A 20,219-nucleotide genomic window follows, 5' to 3' on the forward strand; every position below is an offset into this window, starting at 1 on the left:
GTCGTAAAAGCTTCTTTTTTTGCTAATGCCCATGTACAGCACAGGGTCATTTGCTCACAATCACACCTTTTACTGATTATCTCAAAAAAAAATACTTTTGACAAGGAAAACTATTCTTGTCAAAAGTAGCTTTTAATTAGCGTGTGAAGCTGTGAAATAATCACCTCATTTATAACTTATCGATAGACCTGGCTTGCATATATATCATTTATCGATTCTTTGTCGGGCGAGTGTACAGAGTTTATGGCGGAAGTGCATGGGAATCGAACCCACCCACGAGCTCATCACCCGTGCACTGGTTTTGAAGACCAGGAGACCCACCAGGCGCCTTGGCACTTCCATGTGAATAATGTATTAGATGTTTGCTTTTTTGTCAATCTACTTATCTTATTATATATCGGGGTTCCTATAACTTGGCAGGATCCCTTTCTATTTGTCCTGCTCAAGATGATCCATGAAATAAAGACAGTATCAATTGCACCTTTTACAGACAATAAAAAATTGTCAACAATCGCTAAAGATAAAATTCCTTTATGGTATCTACAATATAGTCTTTTTCAACCCTTTTCAGTTCAGGGTACACCGGCAAAGCAAGACTTTTCAGGGCAGCTTCTTCAGAGACAGGAAAAGAACCCTTTGTGTAGCCAAGATATCCGAAGCATTCCTGGAGATGAAGCGGGACAGGATAATATATTCCTGTCTGAATACCCTTCTCTTTTAAAAAGCTCTGGAGCTTATCCCTATCTTTTACTCTTATGACATATTGATGGATGATATGAGAGCCGCCATCATCTATCTGGGGAAAGATAACGGGCAGACCACTCAGTTTTTTATTATAAAATTTTGCATTTTCAATCCTTTTTGTATTCCACGATTCAAGGTGAGGGAATTTTGCGACAAGAGCACAGGCCTTTATCTCGTCAAGCCGGCTATTTATCCCTATCATCTCGTGATGATATGTAGCGCCACCCATCCCGTGAACCCTGAGTTTTTTAACTTTCTCGCCGAGATCTGCTCTCTTTGTAAGCACCATTCCACCTTCACCGATACCGCCCAGGTTTTTTGTCGGGTAGAAGCTCAGAGATGCTATGTCTCCAAAACTGCCGGACATACTTCCCCTTCGCCGTGCCCCCAGTGATTGTGCCATGTCCTCGACAACGGGGATTCCATATTTTTCACCGATCTTACATATGCTGTCCATATCGCAGAGTTTTCCAAAGAGATGAACTACTGTAATGGCCTTTGTTTTCGATGTTATTGCACCTTCAATAAGCACGGGGTCAATATTCAGATCTTCATTTTTCACGTCAACAAATACCGGTTTTGCCCCCAGAAGGGCAATAGAGCTTGCCGTTGAAAAAAATGTATATGGTGTCGTGATGACCTCGTCGCCTTCTTTTATGCCAAGTGCCATTAGAGCAAGAATTAATGCGTCGGTGCCGTTTGCACATGTAATTGCATAAGGTACCCCGGCATAATCTGCAATAGCGTTTTCAAGCAACGTGCAGTATTTACCAAGTATCAATCTTTGTTCTGATAGAATCTCCTGTAAACTCCTGGTAATGTCCTTTTTTACCTTTCTGTATTGCTCCTTTAAGTTTATAACCGGTATGTTCATTATTAAAATCCTTTGTCTTTATTTGTTTAAATTTTGTACAATTCACCGAATTGATTGAGATATACGATATCCTGGAGGGTCTTTCTTGGTGTTGCGGCAGATACCGTATCAAAATATCCGAGGGGTGTCATCTCGACTATTGCATAACCATCGGGAATTTTTAATATATCCTCTGCTTTCCCTGCGTCAAAGAGACCGATATGGCATGTACCAAGACCGAAATTCCATGCCGCAAGCACTATGTGCTCCATGGCAATGCCCGCATCGAACATGAACCAATAATCCCCTTTATCTGTAGAGCACTGTCCTTTGTAAAAACCGGATGCGCCTTTTTTCGCGGCAATACATATCATTAACGGGGCTTCAATAAGTGCATTCCTGGCGGGGTTATTTGATGCGAGTGTGTCTGATAAAAGTCTTTTTGTCTGGTCATCTTTTACAATGATAAACCGCCAGGTTTGTGTATTTGCCCAAGAAGGTGCCCGTCTTGCTGCCTCAAGAATCTCAAAGAGAATCTCTTCGGGCACAGGATCACTTTTATATTTTCTTATACTCCTTCTTTCCTGTATGGTTTTTAATATATCCATGGCTTTTAAAAGACTATGCTAACATATTTTTTTAGAAATTCTCAACAGAACATTGAATTGATTTTGATATAATCCCGTATTTTCCATTAAGATTAGGTATTAGTGCCGGGCCGATTAGAACACAATTGTGTTTGCCTTGTGTTTATAGTTCGATTTTATCGATGTCTATCTGTTGAGACGCAAGTTCTTTTCTGGCGTAATCTAAATAGATTTGTTCTTTTACGAATAGGTTCAAAAGATCAGGGTCAAGGTGATTGTCTTTCACCATAAATTTCATGATATTAATCGCTTCAGATAGGGTTTTGCCTTTTTTATACGGTCTGTCTTTGGCAGTAAGAGCCTCAAATACATCGGCCAAAGCAAGTATGCGGGATTGAAGTGGAAGCTGATCCCCCTTAAGACCAAGAGGGTAGCCTGAACCATCAAGTCTTTCATGATGGGCTGCTGCATAATCCGGCACATGCCTCAATTTCTTCGGGAAAGGTAATTGTGAGAGCATCTTATAGGTAACTCTGGAATGGTTGTTGATGACATCCCTTTCGTCATCGGCAAGGGTCCCGTTTCTGATACTGAGATTACGGATTTCATCGTTAGTAAGCACAGATTTTAAAGTGCCATCTGTTGCGGTCCATTGTCTGCTGGCAATTTCGTTTACCCGCCTGACCATTTCGTCAGTCATGAATTTGCTACCGTCATTAGCACCGTTAAGGAACATAAGATCTTCATCAAGCTTTTCTATAAAATTGTGTTCCTCGTAAACAGCGTTATCCATTCCCTGGGATATTCCCTGGCCTATACCTTTTTTGAGAATCGCAATTTCATAGTCTCTTTTTAATACCTCAAAACGAGTCTTCAGCAATTCCATGCGGTCACAAATAGTTTCAAGCTTTGTTGCTTTGTCGACGATATATTCCGGTGTAGTTATTTTGCCTACATCATGGAGCCATGCGGCTATCCGGAGCTCTTTCATTTCGTCTTCGTTGAAGTATATCTTTGCGTAAATACCTTCTGTTGTCTGGTTTATCTTGTTTGCAATTGTTATTGTTAATTCTGCAACCCGTCTCACATGGCCGCCGGTATAGGGAGATTTTTCATCAATTGCGGCAGCTATTGATTTGATAAAAGATTCCAGGAGGTTTTCAAGTTCGTGAATGAGCCGGTTATTGGTAAGGGAAACCGCTGCCTGGGATGCCAACGATTCCGTCATCTGACTGCTTTCGATAGAGAAGGGAACAACCTTGCCTGTTAGTGCATCGCGGGCGTTTAAAAGCTGAAGCACGCCGATAATGTCATTCTCGTGATTTCTCATAGGGACAACAAGCATTGATTTTGATCTGTATCCGTTTCTTTTGTCAAATGTACGCGTGCCTTCAAAATTAAATCCCTCAGCATCATAAACATCTGGAATATTAACCACTTTTCCAGACAGGGCAGCGTAAGCAGATACATTTGAATAATTCGGGGTTCCGTCTGTATTCATCAGCAGTACGGGATCCCAGGTAATTTCTTCGCTTGTTCCACCCATTCGTATATTAAGGGTAGAGCTTTGAACAACGGCGAAACCGAGCTCCTGTTTATCGTCGGACATGATATACAATGTCCCCCCGTCGGCATTTGTAAGGTTTTTTGCCTCCTCAACAATCGTTTCGAGAAGTCGGTCAAGGTTTTTCTCTGCAGACAGTGCAAAACCGATCATGGTCAGTTTTTTTGTTTTTTCAAGCTGATCCTCAATAAATTCCCTGATGAAGGATGCAGGTTTATTAAGCAGTTCAGATATTGAATCTTCTTCCGGATAATATGTATATTGTTCTTTCTTTTCTATGTCCATTTGGGGTTAATTCCCAACTGTCTATTATAGCATATTTTTCAGTAATTATTCACGGTTTGTTTATAACTACGGATGCTTTTCGATCAAAGGGGTTTGTCCTTAAAGCGAGAGAAAATAAAAAAGGATAATTCTTCTTAAGGTATGTTATGTAATCCAGCCACTCACTGACGATTAGATGAAATACCCTCTTGATATCAACGGCAAGATGATCTCCATCCGGTTTTGGAAGATCAACAAAATCATTGCGGTAAGCCAGCTCTTCTGTCAGGTGAAATGTTGCCCGGAGGAGATCGGTAAAAGACTGATGTTCCATCAGCACCGGATTTTCCAGAAGTCTTACCAAAAAACCCCTCTTCTCAAAAAGAAATTTCTTCAGATCTTCAAGATCAACTCTAACTATGTCCACGCCATAGTTGTGTTTATGGGCCTTTGCGCTTGCAGCATTGAAGTCCTTATCTGTCCATTGTGCAGTAATGATCAGCTCCGGTCTTATCACATCAAAATCAGGGTCGTATCGGGAAAAATTTTCCATAAGGCCCATGCCTACTTCGCTGAAAAAGACGCCGATAACCATGTTCAGCTTCTCCATACGGCTCTCGATCTCTCTTTTGGCAAGCATGATTTCGGTTAGATTGCCTATCACCCCAAGGAATGTTCCCACCCCCATAATAACAAGGATTATGGTAAATATCTTGCCGGACTGTGTTATGGGATGTATATCTCCGTATCCTACGGTGGCCATGGTAACTATAACAAAATAGGCGGAATCAATAAGCGACTTTTTCTCAATAACCATAAAGCCGAAAGTCCCCGTGGCTATCAAGGCAAAAAAAACAATTAAAAAAATCTTCAAACGTGTTTTTATGGCATGCATTGTATAAAGTCCTCCCGGACTTCTGTAAAAGTATAAATCTAATAATATCAGTATATTTTATGATTTGTCAACGGGAAAGCCTTAAAAGTAGTAACCATTCAAATGGGCGATGGGTTACTAAAAATACACTTTTAAACGAAAATAGTTTATAATTTGTGCTTCTAATGTAAACAAGGAGGACTGTTATATGAACTCAAAGACTATCCAGAAAATTAGTTACGGAATGTATGTTATCGGTTCTAAAAAGGAAGGTAAGTTAAACGGACAAATTGCCAACACTGCATTTCAGATCACTTCAGAACCTCCGACAATAGCGATAAGTATTAATAAATTGAATCTGACTCATGAGTACATCATGGAAAATAAAGTTTTTACTATTTCCATACTTTCAAACGATGCACCTATGACAATTATCGGGAATTTTGGATTCAAATCAGGCAGGGACATTGATAAACTTAAAGATGTAAAATTTAAAACCGGATCTATAGGCACTCCTATTATACTGGAATATACTGCAGGCTATTTTGAATGTGAGGTAGTCGGAGTTACCGACGTGGGCACCCATTCTATTTTTATCGGGAAAGTGATTGATTGTGATATCTTAAGCGATGGAGAACCCATGACTTATGCATATTACCATAAGATAAAGGGCGGCAAATCCCCTAAAACAGCCCCGACTTATATTAAAGAGGATGAACCCGGAGAAAAGCCTGCTATTACCGGCAAGTATAAATGTAATGTCTGCGGATATGTATATGACCCGGCAAACGGTGATCCTGATGCTGGTATAAAACCAGGTACAGCCTTTGAAGAGCTGCCTGAGGGCTGGGTATGCCCTGTTTGCGGTGCATCAAAGAGCGAGTTTGTGCCGGAGAAGTGAAAAGACAATGTTTCACAACATAAAGAAATTAAAAAGGAAGGTTTATGATTATGAATAAAACTTTAAGAGAAACCAACTTTCCTGAGATAGGTACCCCAAAGAAGGGAAAAGTAAGGGATGTGTACGATCTTGGCGATAAACTTTTAATTGTTGCTACCGACAGGTTATCTGCCTTCGATGTGGTCTTGCCTACAGGCATCCCGGATAAAGGTAAGGTTTTAACAAAGCTTTCCGAGTTCTGGTTTAAAGAAATGGAAGATGTTATCGCGAACCATATATTAGAGACGGATGTGGGGAAATATCCCGAACCGTTAAAAAAATATGATAGTCAGTTGAGGGACAGGAGCATGATTGTAAAGAAAACCAAGGTATTGCCGATCGAATGTGTGGTCAGAGGATACCTTGCAGGCTCCGGCTGGAAGGATTATCAGGAAAAAGGAAATATTTGCGGAATATCTTTGGACAGAGGCCTCCGGGAATCATCAAAACTGAAAGCACCAATTTTTACACCAACAACAAAGGCTGAAGAAGGCCATGATATGAGTGTAACTTATAATGAAACGGCTGATTTGATAGGTTCAACGCTGGCAAAAAAACTAATGGATACAAGTATAAACATATATGAGAAAGCATGTAAAATTGCAGAAGAAAGGGGCATCATCATAGCAGACACGAAGTTCGAATTCGGTATGCTGGACGGGGAAATGATAGTTATAGATGAGATGTTGACTCCTGACTCATCAAGGTTCTGGTCGATAAAGGATTATCAGCCGGGAAAGCCTCAGGATAGTTTTGATAAACAGATTGTCAGGGATTATCTTAATACCCTCGACTGGGACAAGACATATCCCGGACCGGAACTACCCCCTGAGGTTGTTCAAAAAACAATGGCAAGGTACACAGAGATACTCCGGATATTGACAGGACAAGGATTATGAAGTATTGATTGTTGAATGTGGCTTTTTGTCTTAAGTGCCCCGTAGTTTTGCATAGTTTTCTCTTCTGTTGAAGAACAAAAGATTTTTTTAATGTAATGTGGGGAAGAAATAATTTTTAAAGTATTGTATGATTTTTTTGTAGTAAATGTTTCTGGAAGTGTATGTTATGGAAGATAAAGACAAAAGCAAAGAACAACTTATCAAAGAATTATCTAAATTACGCCAACGTATTGGTAAATCTAAAAAGGCAGACACAGACAGTAAGCTGACAAAAAAAACCCTCAAGAATGAGAGAAAAATCCTTTTTACCATCCTCGAACATCAGCCCGTCGGCATTGTAATGGTTGATAAAGCCGGGAAATATAAGTACCTCAACCCGGAATTTACCAATATCACCGGTTATACACTTCAGGATGTTGATTGCGGAAGGGATTGGCTCGAGAAAGCACATCCTGATCCATCATACAGGGAAAAAGTAATTGAAGCATGGAAGATAGACAGATTATCCGGAGAAGGCAAAAGTGTCGATCGCGAGTTTGTCATTACCTGCAAGGATGGGCAGACAAAGTATATAGAATTCAGGACAACATATCTGAACGATTACGGCATCAATGTTCTTACAGATATAACCAGACAGAAACAGGCAAAAGAAGAAAAAGAAAAATTACAAACACAGCTCTTCCATGCACAAAAAATAGAGTCAATCGTTCAGCTTGCCGGCGGAATTGCCCATGACTTTAATAATATTATTTCCGCTATTATGGGATACGGGGAAATATTAAAAATAAAAATTGACAAAGATGATCCGAGAAGAAAGTATGCGGAAAATATACTTGCATCATCGGAAAAAGCTGCTGCCCTTACCCAGAGCTTGCTGGCCTTCAGCAGAAAAAAGGCAGTGGAACTTAAGCCCCAAAAGATCAATACTCTTATAAGATCATTGGAAAAAATGTTAAGAAGACTCTTAACGGAAGATATAGAGCTGGAAATAATGCTCGAAGATCCAGATGTATCTGTTATGGCCGATAAAATGCAGATAGACCAGGTATTGATGAATCTTGCCTCAAACGCACGTGACGCTATGCCAAGAGGTGGAAAATTTATTATCGAAACAAAGAGGGTAAAACCGGATATTGAATTTCTGCAAATGCACGGATGCTCAGAGCAGGGCGAGTACGCCTTGATATCAATAAAAGATACCGGTATTGGAATGGATAAAACGACGAAGGAGCAGATATTTGATCCCTTTTTTACGACAAAAGAGGTCGGTAAGGGTACGGGGCTTGGCCTTTCAGTAGCATACGGTATTATCAAGCAGCATAATGGGTTTATTGATACATATAGCGACCTGGACGTAGGTACAACTTTTTTCATATATATACCGGCAATAAAAACTACTGAAGAAGAGAAGCCCGAAATCCTGGAAATTGATGGTGGCTCAGAGACAATCCTGGTAGCTGAAGATGATACCGAATTGCGGAATATTACTACTACGATGCTCGACATGGCAGGGTATACTGTCATAGAAGCCGTAGACGGAGAAGATGCTATCAAGAAATTTATGGAATATAAAGATAATATAGACCTCCTTTTCTTTGACATTATTATGCCCAAAAAGAACGGAAAAGAAGCTTACGAGGAGATAAAAAAGATTAATCCTGATATTAAGGTGCTCTTTACCAGCGGTTATACCAGGGAAGTAGTTATTGATAAGGGAGTTCATGATAAGACTGTAGACTTTATTAATAAACCGTTATCATCGTATGATCTGCTGAATAAGATAAGGAAAGTGCTGAACAAATAGACATCCTGCAAAAGCATTAATAAATATAGGGATCATCATCTTTATAATATCCGGTAAAATTTTCCGGAGAAACATTATTCTTTGGAAATCCTTAACACTTTTGCTCCGCGGATTTTTCTTTCTTTAAGTTCCACGAGGGCTTTATTAGCGTCTTCAAGCCCGTATTCCTGTACTTCCGGTTTTATAGGTATTTTTGCCGCCAGCTCGAGAAATTCGCTTATGTCCCTGCCTGCTACATTAGCAACGCTTTTAATCTCTTTTTCAAGCCATAGATGACCCGGATAATCAAGCTCAAGAAGGGTTTGCTTGTCTATTTCCTCCTTCCGTATGGCATTTATGACGAGCCTGCCGCCCCTCTCAAGATGCCTTAATCCTTCAAGAATAGGTTTCCAGACCGGCGTTGTATCAATGGCGCAATTGAGACTTTCCGGGGGGTCGTCTTCAATATCTCCTGTCCATTGAGCGCCGAGTTCTTGTGCAAAGGCACGTTCCCCGTCGCTGCGTGCGAAAACAAAAAACTTGGAATGTGGAAACCTGTATTGTGCCATCTGCAGAACAATATGAGCAGATGCGCCGAATCCGATAAGACCGAGATTATCACCGTCTTTCATTTCTGTATGCCGTATCGACCGGTAACCTATAGCACCGGCACATAAAAGCGGTGCTGCTTCCATGTCAGAGAATGGACTGGGTATCAAATAGGAGAAATTTTCCGGAACAACGGCGTATTCGGCGTATCCGCCGTTAATATCCCTGCCTGTGGCTTCAAAATGAGTGCAAAGATTTTCATTGCCTTCAAGACAGAACCTGCAAGTTCCACATGCAGAATGAATCCATCCGACGCCCACCCTGTCGCCCTTCTTTAGTTTCTTCACCTTTTTGCCTGTTTTTTCTATCCTTCCCACAATCTGGTGTCCGAGAATAATAGGAAGCCTGGGTGGAGGTGTTCTTCCCTCAATCTCGTCAAGTTCTGTATGGCAGACACCGCAGGTAGAAACCTTAATAAGGACTTCATCTTCTTTCGGGACAGGAATAGGTAAATCTGTAAGTTCAAGGGGATGTGGGTCCTCACTGATTTTGCAGGTTTTGTTCAATACCATTGCTTTCATATTATTAACCTTCCTGTAGTGAGTTGCACCGTGAATAACAATACTCTATCACCATGATATTCAAGGGTCAACGAAGTTTTTAGTAGCTGCGGGTAAATTCCTGGCAGCTTGCTGTGAAAGCTTTTTGGATCTTACTACTGATATGATTGCAGGCAGGGCGGTCATAATACAAGCCTTAAAGATTCAGGATCTTTTTTGTTTTTTGTTATCAGAATATTTCATTATATTATTTTCAACTCATTTTTTCCTTACAGTTTTTTTGTTTAATCGTATCTACTTAATATTTTTAAATTTAATTGCCTTTTTTCAAATGAGTTTAGTTTTTGAGCATATATAATCCGGAGGTGTTTCTTTGATAAAAGGCAGAAGAATAGCACAGACGCATCTTATATTTATCGGCATGTTTGCAGGGATTGTTTATAGGAGGGTGTTTCCCTGGTATTGGTGCGCAGATGGAACCACTCAGCGCCATATTCATACGACTCGTTAAAACGATCATTGTCCCGATAGTCTTTGCAACCCTTGTGGTCGGCATTGCAGGCCACGGCGATCTGAAGGCTGTTGGGAGGATGGGGGTTAAATCGTTAATTTATTTCGAGATTATCACTACTTTTGCAGAGTTTTTATGTTTATCAGTGAGCCGCTTATTTAATTTGTCAAAATAGACATAAAAAACCGGTGTTACGTAAAGTGTCATAAGTTGTGAGAATAAAAGGCCGCCCACAACAGCAAGTCCCATTGGTTGGCGGGCATCTCCTCCTGCGCCGATGCCGAGCGCAAGAGGCATGGAGCCAAAAAGCGCTGCCAGTGTGGTCATCATAATCGGGCGGAAGCGGATCAGGCAAGCCTTATGGATAGAGTCTTCGGAGCTTAACCCCTCAGTTCTTTCAGCCTCAAGGGCGAAGTCAACCATCATAATACCGTTTTTCTTCACGATGCCGATGAGTAGTATAATACCCACCATACCGTACATGTCAAGGTCCCTGCCGAAAATAAACAGTGTAAGTATGGCGCCGAACCCTGCAAGAGGGAGGGCTGTCAATATGGTAATGGGATGTATAAAGCTTTCATAGAGAATGCCGAGGATCATGTAAAGTATAAGAATGGTGATAGCTAATAAAAAGCCCATGCTTCCGAAAGACTTCTGAAACTCGTCTGCTGACCCCTGAAAGCTGTATGACAAACCTGTTGGCAGATTTACATCAGCGGCTATTTTTTTTGCCGATTCAACGGCGTTGCCGATGGAATATCCGGGTTTCAGGTTAAAGGAAACTGTTGCTGATGTGAGCTGGCCCGTGTGGTTAACGCTTGTAGGGCCTGTTGTCTGTACGAGACTTGCAACAGTGCTTAAGGGCACGAGCTTTCCGGCGCTGGTTTGAATATACAGGTAGGAAAGTGCATTCGGATCCTGCTTGAACTCAGGCTGAACTTCAAGTATAACGTAATATTCATTAAGCGCCGCATATATGGTTGATATTTTGCGTGACGCGTAGGCTGAGAAAAAAGCGTTCTGTATCTGATCGAGGGAAAGTCCGAGAGTTGCAGCCTTATCTCTGTCAACGTTGATATATATCTTCGGGTTGTTTAATTTTACATCTGTATTAACATCTGTCATGCCCGGAAGAACCTTCATTCTTGTTTCAAAAATCCCTGCAAAACGGTAAAGTTCATTAAGATCCGAACCCTGAAGGGTAAGCTGATACTGGGCAAGGGATTTACCAGCCCCTATCTGGATGGGTGGAGGGTTCTGAGGGAAGGCAAATAATCCTGGAATATTGTTCAGCTTGGGCCGGATATCATCAACAATCTGGTCTATCGATCTCTTTCGTTCTTTTAGATTTTTTGTGTCAACGAAAATAATGCCCTGACTGTATGTATTTAATCCTGCAATAGATACAAACGTATCAATATCAGGGTCTTTTTGTACTATCTCGTTTGCTGCTGTCTGATGTTTTACCATGTCGTCAAAGGAAATCCTGTCTGCCGCCTGAATATAGGCCATATAAAAATTCTGGTCCTGACTTGGCAGAAACCCCTTCGGAATTTTCATAAACATAAAGCCCGTGCCGAGCAAAATAAGAACGGTAAATACAAGCGTCATAAGCCGATGGCCAAGAACAAACTTCAAGGTCGAACCGTAATGCGCGGTTCCCATGTTGATTATATGCTCGATGCTCTGATAAAATTTCCCCTCCTCCTTTTTTTCGGAAAAACCCTTCAAAAGCCGGCTGCACAGCATGGGGGTTAAAGTAATTGATATAAAACCTGAAAGCAAAATTGACACGGCAATGCTTACCGCAAACTCACGGAAAAGTCTGCCGATGAGGCCGGGCATCAAAAGAATGGGAATAAATACAACTACAAGAGAGAGCGTCATTGAAATGATTGTGAAACCGATCTCTTTGGAGCCGTTCAACGATGCTGTCATAGCATCTTCGCCCATTTCCATGCGCCGGACAACATTTTCAAGCATGACGATAGCGTCATCCACGACAAGGCCCACTGCAAGGACAAGGGCCATGAGTGACAGGTTGTTAAGGCTGTAACCCATGAGATCCATTGCGGAAAAGGTGGCAATAATCGAAAGGGGAATGGCAATGTTTGGTATTATTGTAGATCTAAAGGACCTCAGAAAGAGAAATATGACGATAAGAACGATAAAAATGGTCAGGATAAGAGTAAACTGAACATCCGAAATGGATTCCTCAATATACTCCGAAGAATCATAAATAGTATGCCACTCTATTGATTCAGGTATCATTTTTTTAAGCTTGGGGATAACCTCTTTAATACCTTCGGATACCTTTACCGCATTGGCACCTGGTTGTTTTTTAATAGCAAGTACGATGGCATATTGACATTTATCCCTTGTCCCGTACCATGCAGCAAACTGTTTGTCTCTTTCAACACCGTCAACAGCATCACCTATATCTTTAATCCTGACAGGGTTGCCTTTGTTATATCCCACAATCATCTGCCGATATGGTTCGGCAGCCATAAGCTGGCCGTTGGAGTCGATAGTAAAGGACTGAAATTGACCATCCAGCGTTCCACCAGGAAGGTTAACATTGCTCTTTTTTACTGCATTCTCCACATCGTTTATTCCGATCCCCTTATTGGCAAGAAGTTTCGGATTTACCTGTATACGGACCGCATATTTCCGTCCGTATACGATGACCTGTGACACGCCGTTTACTGTTGAGAAATTTTGTGCCAGTATGTTCTCCGCGTAATCATTCAGCTTATTCAGGGGCATTGTTTCTGAAGTAAGGGCAAAATAAATAATTGGCTCGTCAGAGGGGTTCACTTTATCATAGGTGGGCGGGCTCGGCATATTCTGTGGCAGATCGCCCTGAGCAGCACTGATCTTGGCGCTAACATCCTGAGCGCAATTGTCAATGTTGCGGTCAAGTGTAAACTGAAGGATGATAGTGGTAGACCCCTGAAAACTCTGTGATGACATGGATGTCAACCCTGCTATGCTTGAAAAGGATTTTTCCAGAGGCTTGGCAATGGATGATGCCATGGTCTCGGGGCTTGCCCCTGGCAATGAAGCGGAAACCTGTATAGTCGGAAAGTCTGTGGCCGGAAGGTTGTTAATCGGTAGCGCCATATAGCTTAAGATACCGAAAAAAAGTATGCCGAACATGACCAGAATGGTCATGACCGGTCTTTTTATCCATATTTCTGAAAGATTCACTTATAAATGCCTTTATTTTTTATTAGCTGCGTCAACAGGCTTGGCAGGTGCGCCGGATGTCGGCGGAGCCAGAGAATCCCTGATTTCTACAGGAAACCCATCCCGAAGCTTCAACTGGCCGTCTGTAACAACGGTTTCTCCTGCAACAACACCCTTGGTCAGGACTGCTTCGTTGCCGATAGTTCTGGAAACTGTGACAAGGCGGTATTCTACTTTTTTGTCAGGTTTTACGACAAACATGTATGATCCGTTCTGGCTTATCTGAACAGCAGCAGAAGGCACTACGATTGCATTAGGTTCCTCGGTAAGTTGAAGGACTATGTTTACGAACTGTCCCGGCCAGAGGAACTTATCCTTGTTGGCGAAACCTGCCTTAAGGACGATCATGCCTGTTGCGGGGTCTATAGTATTGTCGATAAACGATAAAATACCTTCCTGTGTTCTGTCCTGAAAGCCAGGTGTGGATGCCCTTACTTTCAGTTTATTTGACGACATATATTTCCTTATATCGGGAAGCTGTTTCTCGGCAACGGAAAATTTTACATATATGGGAGTTATCTGGTTAATAACTGCAAGTTTTGTGTCGTTATCTTTTATCATTGTACCTTCATTGACAATGTAAACCCCGGTTCTGCCGGTAAAGGGAGCGCGAATATAACAGAAACTTACATTAAGACGGGCATTGTCCACATCGGCTTTATCTGAGATGACGATTGATTCCTGGGTAGCTGCAAGTGTTTGTTTGCTTTCGAAGTCAGACTTGGATACGGCCCCTTTTTCCATGAGGAAGGCATAGCGTTTTGCCTCTGTTTCGTTATATTTTAGTTGCGCTGTATCCTGCGCAAGTTTTGCCTCTGTGTTTCTGAGTTTTTCATTAAATGGTGCCGGATCTAACGTAAAAATTAAATCACCCTTTTGAACGTCCTGCCCTTCCCTAAAATGGATTTTTTGAAGTTGCCCCACTACACGGGAATAGACGGTGACGCTGTTATATGCTTCAACTGACCCGATTGCTTCGACTATTACAGGCATTGTTTTCTGCACAGCCTTTCCTGCAAGGACAGGTACTGCATATTGTGCCGGCGGCTCTGGTTTCTTTTTAGATAAAACAAAGTAACCGATGATAATTAAAACAATAACAACGACAATTATTGTGACTTTTTTGTTTTTCATTATTTATTCCCCATGGCTTTTTCAATGTTTGCCTGAGCAATCTTGTAATCATAGAGCGCGCCAATATTGGCCAACTTTGCCTGACTGTAAGAGACGGTGGCATCTGTTACTTCAAGGGGGTCTGCAATTCCGGCGCTATATCTGAGTTTTGCAATCTCAAGATTTTCCGTTGCCTGTTTTACCTGTATCTCAGTATTGGCAATGGCATCTTTGGCCTTTAACAGGTTTAAATATGCCTGTTTTACTTCAAGCAGTATATCAAGCCGTTTAGACTCTATACTTGCTTCGATAGACCGCTCCTTTGCAATCGATTCATCAACCTTATTTCTGGTCAAATTGCCTTCAAAAATATTCATCGTTAATGCCACACCGGCATTCCAACCCCGTCCGAGAGGATATTCGCTTCCTATAAAGTTATATGCCGCTTTACCGTTTATACTTGGCAAGTAATCTTTTTGCGACCGCTTGACAGCCATTGAGGCAGAGTTTTTCTGAGCCATGAGAGACTTAAAGTCCGACCTGTTCTGATAAGCCCTGTTAAGCGCATCTTCAAGGGTTATGTTATACTCCAGAAAGGAGAGAGTGTCTTCAATGCTATAAAACGATGTTTCATCAATACCCATGGCGTTGTTGAGCTTGACCTGTGCAATCTTCAGATCATTTTCGGCGGTAATCAATTTAAGTCCGGCATTGCTCAAATCCAGTTCAGCTTTTGTTACATCGTACTTTGGTTTTTTCCCGGCTGTAAAAAGTATTCTTGCCTGCTCGAGATGTTGTCTGTTCTGGTCAACTGCTTCAAGATTTACGTCCCTTGATTTTTTTGTCCTTAATACTTCATAATAAGCTGTTCTTACATTGTTCGATACCGTGATTGTGGTGTTATCAAGATCAAACTTGGATGATTCAAGATCAAACTTTCTTGTCTTTACTTCTGATGGTGTTCTGCCGAAGTCATAGATCATCTGGTTAAGGGAGGCAGTTCCGTTATTTTGATTATATGCATTGTAAGGGTATGAGCCCTTGAAAATCGGATCATTTGTCTGTTTTTCAATAAAGTTGCGTGTAACCCCGGCAGATACATCAATTTTCGGATAGTAAGACGATTTTGTCTGGCCAAGGAGCGCTTCTTTTTGCATGACTGTATACCTGTCACGCATAAGTGCAGGTTGAACTTTCAGGGCTATTTCTAAGCACTTTTCAATATTTAACTGTTCACCTTTTTTGATCAGCGGTTCATCAGCGTATACAGAAAAAGGTATGATAAAAACGAGGATTATCAGGAATACATTGGCTTTGTTCATAGTCCGATTTCCACATAATATTTAAAAGGGGCTATTTTGTCAAGCTTTTTAAGATGTTAGGAGGGTGTTTGCGGGAGTTGTATGGTGTAACGTTTCTTTACAACACTGAGGATACCTTTTTCGACAAGATTCTTTATCATTCTCGAAACAGTCTCGCGCGCGCATCCGCATGATATGGCTATTTCAACCTGTGAAGGGCCTTTTTCTATAATAAGATAATTTTTTATTTTAACACCTGTTCTCTCGCCAAAATCTATGAGGTATTTCAGAATTCTCCCCTCAACGTTTAAAAAGGCAAGTCCTCTGATCCTTTCATCTGCAGCCCTCAATCTTTTTGACATGGTTTTCAATATACTTATGGTAATTGTGGGATTATCTATCAGTAGTTTTGAGAATTCAACCTTCCTTATGACTAAAAATGTTGAATCTTCAATAGTCATAATGTTTGCAGACCTCGGCAGTTCATCAATAAGGGAAAGTTCTCCGAAAAAACCGTCTTTTCCAATTATATAAAGTATATATTCCCTGCCTTCATCATCATAGATTAATACCTTCACCTTGCCGTTAACAACAATGTACAGGGCGTCTCCTTCTTCCCCCTCCTGAAAGACCAAATAACCTTTAGGGCAGTTTTTAAGCGTTGTTATCCTGGAGATTGCCTCTATCTCGTTATCTTGTAATGCAGAGAAGAGGTTAACAGTCTTTATGTTGTCGATATATTGCTTCATGTCCGGCTGTCCATCACCGCCTGTATGTCTTTTATTGCATCAGCAATTACCTCAGCAGGAACGCCGCCCTGTGCAATCTGAGCCCCGCCGCCGCCTTTTCCATTATACTTTTCTGAAAGTTTTTTTACAATTTTTCCAGCATTGTAGATGTTCTGAATGTCTTTGCTTACTGCAACGACAAGCATTCCTTTGGTTTCATCTTTTGTTCCTACGAGCGCAATACAGCTTTTTGCCTTGCTCCTGATTATATCGGTCATCTTCCGCAGATCATCTGCCTTTGCGTTTTCAGCAAAGATAGATATAATCCTCACCCCGTCTTTCTCGTAGGCATGTTGCAATGCCTCATCGACCCTGTATATGATGATTGCATTTTTCAGATTTTCAATTTCTTTTTCTTTTTCCCGCAGTTCTTCTAGGATGTCTTCAACTCTCTTCAGGACCTTTGCAGATTCTATATTGGATACCTCGGCAATTGCATTGATAGTACCCTTCCTTTCCCTGTTGAGTGCAACCGCTGCCTCTCCGGTAACTGCCTCTATTCTCCTTACACCGGACGCAAGAGAGCCTTCGCTCATAATGGAAAAACTGCCTATTTCTCCGGTATTGTGCACATGGGTTCCACCGCAAAGTTCTTTGCTGAAATCGGCTATTCCGACAACCCGTACGTTTTGACCGTATTTTTCCTCAAATAAGGCAGTTGCGCCTTCCCTTATCGCATCATCCCGTGTTTTAATGTCGGTAACGACATCTGAGCATTCCATGATTTTTTTGTTAACTATGTCTTCAACCTGTGCAATTTCTTCATTGCTTATGGGCTGAAAATGGGTAAAATCGAATCTTAGTCTGTCCTTTTCCACAAGGGAGCCTGACTGTTTTACATGTGTCCCCAATACCTGCCTCAATGCATACTGGAGGAGGTGAGTAGAAGTATGGTTTCTTGCCACAGATTTGCGCCTGTTTTTGTCAACCGATAAGCGAGCTTTATCGCCCTTCCTTAGCACTCCGCCTTCAACTACAACTTTATGCGAAAAAAGGTCTTCCTTTATCTTTTCAACGTCTATAACCCTTGCTTTTCCGGCAGATGTTTCAATAGTCCCCTCATCCTCAACCTGACCACCGCTCTGGGCATAAAAAGGTGTTATATCGAAAAACATCCTTCCTTCCTCGCCTTCACAAAGTTCTTTGACTATACCCTGTTCCTTCACAATATTTAAAATTGTGCTGTCTGCCTCAAGACTTTCATATCCGACAAAGATGTTTTTTGTATCTGTTTTCAATATTGAAGAGTATATTTCGTCAATAGTCTCGCCCTTTATTTTTGAGCCGGTCCTTGATCTTTGCTTTTGTTCTCTGAGTGCCTGTTCAAAGCCTGACATATCAACAGAAAGGCCGTCTTCCTCTGCTATCTCTTTTGTAATATCTATGGGAAAACCATGTGTGTCGTAGAGTTTATAGACAAGATCACCGGGTATGACGTGCCCGCCTTTTGATTTTATTTCATCGGCAATCTCTTCATATACCCTCATGCCTATACTCAAGGTTTCAATAAACCTCTCTTCTTCGCCCTTCAGGACACGTACTATGTAAGAATGGTTGCCTTTGATTTCAGGGTATACATCCTCCATCATATCTACAACAGATGCGGAAAGTTTGTGGAGAAATTCTTTTTCTATACCGATTTTTTTGCCGTACCTTAATGCCCGACGTATAATCCTTCTCAGAACGTAGCCTCTGCCGTCTTTTGAAGGCATGACCCCGTCGTTTATTATAAAGGTTGCGCCTCTTATGTGGTCTGCTATAACCCTCATGGCAATATCCGTCTTTTTATCATTGCCATATGCACATCCTGCAATATCTCCGATCTTTGCAAGAATAGGACTGAACAGGTCTGTTTCATAATTACTAGTCTTCCCCTGGAGTACCGAACAAATTCTTTCAAGGCCCATACCTGTATCTATGGAGGGACGGGGTAATTTCTTCATCGAGCCGTCCTTTGCCCTGTCGAATTCCATGAATACAAGATTCCAGATCTCAAGATACCTGTCGCAATCGCAGCCCACCTTGCATGAGGGCTTTCCGCAACCCACTCCTTCGCCAAGATCATAGATAATCTCCGAGCAGGGACCACAGGGGCCTTCATCCCCCATAGACCAGAAATTGTCTTTTTCACCAAGCCTGACTATTCTATCTTCTCTGACCCCGATATCTTTCCAGAACTTTGGGGCATCATCGTCTTTTTCGTATACCGTAATCCACATTTTGCTCTCATCAAGATTGAGAACACCTTTTAGAAATTCCCATGCATAGGCTGCAGCCTCTTTTTTGAAATAATCACCGAAAGAGAAATTCCCAAGCATTTCGAAAAAGGTGTGGTGCCGCAACGTCTTCCCCACGTTCTCAAGATCATTATGCTTGCCGCCGGCACGCACGCACTTCTGGCATGTGGTTGCAGTGCTGTATGGTCTTTTTTCAATCCCGAGAAATGTATTTTTGAACTGTACCATGCCGGCGTTGACGAACAGGAGTGTGGGGTCCTTGTCCGGCACCAGAGATGAACTTGGCACAACAGTATGGCCATTTGATGAAAAATAATCTAAAAACTTCTTCCGTATTTCCTTTGATGTCACGCTTCACCCTTCTTTAATTCGTAATAGGCAAGTATCCTTCCATAAATCTCGTTAGCTGCCTCTTCGTGCTTTTTCAAGTAATCCTTGGCATTTTCTCTGCCCTGTCCAATCCGTAAGTCTCCGTATGAATACCATGTTCCGCTCTTTTCAACAATACCTGCCTCAACACCAAGGTCGACCAGATCTCCTTCTCTTGATATGCCCTGCCCGAATATAATATCGAACTCAGCTTCTTTAAAAGGCGGGGCAACTTTATTCTTTACAACTTTTACCCTTGTCCTGCTCCCGACAACCTCCTGACCGTCTTTAATGGAGGCTATTCTCCTTATATCAAGCCTTACAGAAGAATAAAATTTCAATGCGTTTCCACCTGTTGTGGTCTCAGGGTTTCCGAACATTATCCCTATTTTCTGCCTGATCTGATTTATAAATATGACGGTAGTCATTGATTTACTTATAGTTGCGGTGAGTTTCCGCAATGCCTGGGACATAAGCCGTGCCTGCAAACCCATATGGGCGTCGCCCATATCCCCCTCGATCTCTGCCTTTGGCACAAGGGCGGCAACAGAGTCAATTACAACAATATCGATGCCCCCGCTCCTTACAAGAATCTCCGTAATTTCAAGAGCTTGTTCGCCGGTATCCGGTTGAGAAATAAGGAGTTCGTCAGTTTTTACACCTATCTTTTTTGCATAAGCAACATCCAGTGCATGTTCTGCGTCAATAAATGCCGCTGCTCCCCCAATTTTCTGTATTTCCCCCACAACCTGTAAGGCGAGTGTTGTTTTGCCGGATGCCTCCGGGCCGAATATTTCGATGACTCTGCCCCTTGGCAGGCCGCCCACTCCAAGTGCGACATCCAATGCAATAGAACCTGTGGGTATGACAGGCACTGCTTCAATGGGTTTTTCTCCCAGCTTCATAATGGAGCCCTTACCGAAAAGCTTCTCGATATGAGATACTGCCATATCTATTGCCCTTGTCTTGTTTTCTTCTTCTTTCACCTCTTAATACCTCCCTTTGTTTCGGTCATGCGTCCATCACGTATTTGG

The 20,219-nt window shown here is 41.8% G+C and carries 14 protein-coding genes and 1 tRNA gene; 3 read left to right on the forward strand and 12 right to left on the reverse strand.

Features of this window, described 5'->3' with window-relative positions; genetic code table 11:
- Positions 1-244: 244 nt before the first annotated feature.
- The 5 genes from NT010_01615 to NT010_01635 all read right to left on the reverse strand — a co-directional run bounded on the left by NT010_01615 (position 245) and on the right by NT010_01635 (position 4,907).
- Positions 245-340 (reverse strand) — tRNA-Sec (locus tag NT010_01615).
- A 174-nt stretch (positions 341-514) separates the two neighbouring features.
- Complete coding sequence (locus tag NT010_01620) at positions 515-1,618, reverse strand: DegT/DnrJ/EryC1/StrS family aminotransferase (protein MCX5804753.1); 1,104 nt, start codon at positions 1,616-1,618, stop codon at positions 515-517.
- Positions 1,619-1,644: 26 nt separating this feature from the next.
- Positions 1,645-2,205 carry a nitroreductase family protein gene (locus NT010_01625; GenBank protein MCX5804754.1) on the reverse strand — a complete coding sequence of 187 codons (561 nt, stop codon included), beginning with the start codon at positions 2,203-2,205 and terminating at the stop codon, positions 1,645-1,647.
- Between the two features lie 142 nt (positions 2,206-2,347).
- Positions 2,348-4,033 (reverse strand): GAF domain-containing protein, encoded by a 1,686-nt coding sequence (locus NT010_01630; protein MCX5804755.1) that lies wholly within the window; start codon positions 4,031-4,033, stop codon positions 2,348-2,350.
- Positions 4,034-4,082: 49 nt separating this feature from the next.
- A complete protein-coding gene (locus tag NT010_01635) occupies positions 4,083-4,907 on the reverse strand; it encodes a potassium channel family protein (protein MCX5804756.1) in 825 nt (274 codons plus the stop codon).
- Positions 4,908-5,094: 187 nt separating this feature from the next.
- Here NT010_01635 and NT010_01640 point away from each other — a divergent pair, with 187 nt between their 5' ends.
- The 3 genes from NT010_01640 (at position 5,095) to NT010_01650 (ending at position 8,529) form a co-directional block, all read left to right on the forward strand.
- Complete coding sequence (locus NT010_01640; protein MCX5804757.1) at positions 5,095-5,787, forward strand: flavin reductase; 693 nt, start codon at positions 5,095-5,097, stop codon at positions 5,785-5,787.
- Between the two features lie 50 nt (positions 5,788-5,837).
- Positions 5,838-6,725, forward strand: a complete 888-nt coding sequence (locus tag NT010_01645) for a phosphoribosylaminoimidazolesuccinocarboxamide synthase (protein MCX5804758.1) — start codon at positions 5,838-5,840, stop codon at positions 6,723-6,725.
- Between the two features lie 166 nt (positions 6,726-6,891).
- Positions 6,892-8,529 carry a response regulator gene (locus NT010_01650; GenBank protein MCX5804759.1) on the forward strand — a complete coding sequence of 546 codons (1,638 nt, stop codon included), beginning with the start codon at positions 6,892-6,894 and terminating at the stop codon, positions 8,527-8,529.
- Between the two features lie 74 nt (positions 8,530-8,603).
- On the opposite strand, the gene NT010_01655 is transcribed toward NT010_01650, so the two are convergent.
- The 7 genes from NT010_01655 to recA all read right to left on the reverse strand — a co-directional run bounded on the left by NT010_01655 (position 8,604) and on the right by recA (position 20,171).
- Positions 8,604-9,638 carry a zinc-dependent alcohol dehydrogenase family protein gene (locus NT010_01655; protein MCX5804760.1) on the reverse strand — a complete coding sequence of 345 codons (1,035 nt, stop codon included), beginning with the start codon at positions 9,636-9,638 and terminating at the stop codon, positions 8,604-8,606.
- Positions 9,639-10,227: 589 nt separating this feature from the next.
- A complete protein-coding gene (locus NT010_01660) occupies positions 10,228-13,338 on the reverse strand; it encodes an efflux RND transporter permease subunit (protein MCX5804761.1) in 3,111 nt (1,036 codons plus the stop codon).
- 12 nt (positions 13,339-13,350) lie between these two features.
- Entirely contained in the window at positions 13,351-14,511 is a 1,161-nt protein-coding gene (locus NT010_01665; protein MCX5804762.1) for an efflux RND transporter periplasmic adaptor subunit, read from the reverse strand.
- Positions 14,511-15,812 (reverse strand): TolC family protein, encoded by a 1,302-nt coding sequence (locus NT010_01670; protein MCX5804763.1) that lies wholly within the window; start codon positions 15,810-15,812, stop codon positions 14,511-14,513. Before NT010_01670 ends, NT010_01665 begins: the two co-directional genes overlap by 1 nt.
- Positions 15,813-15,868: 56 nt before the next feature.
- Positions 15,869-16,540, reverse strand: a complete 672-nt coding sequence (locus NT010_01675) for a Crp/Fnr family transcriptional regulator (GenBank protein MCX5804764.1) — start codon at positions 16,538-16,540, stop codon at positions 15,869-15,871.
- Positions 16,537-19,167, reverse strand: coding sequence for an alanine--tRNA ligase (gene alaS, locus NT010_01680; protein MCX5804765.1), 2,631 nt, complete (start codon positions 19,165-19,167; stop codon positions 16,537-16,539). Before alaS ends, NT010_01675 begins: the two co-directional genes overlap by 4 nt.
- On the reverse strand, positions 19,164-20,171 hold the full coding sequence (recA, locus tag NT010_01685) for a recombinase RecA (protein ID MCX5804766.1): 1,008 nt from the start codon (positions 20,169-20,171) through the stop codon (positions 19,164-19,166). The genes alaS and recA overlap by 4 nt, the downstream gene beginning before the upstream one ends.
- Positions 20,172-20,219: the final 48 nt, after the last annotated feature.

Source organism: Pseudomonadota bacterium (assembly GCA_026388275.1).
Lineage (GTDB): Bacteria > Desulfobacterota > Syntrophorhabdia > Syntrophorhabdales > Syntrophorhabdaceae > JAPLKB01.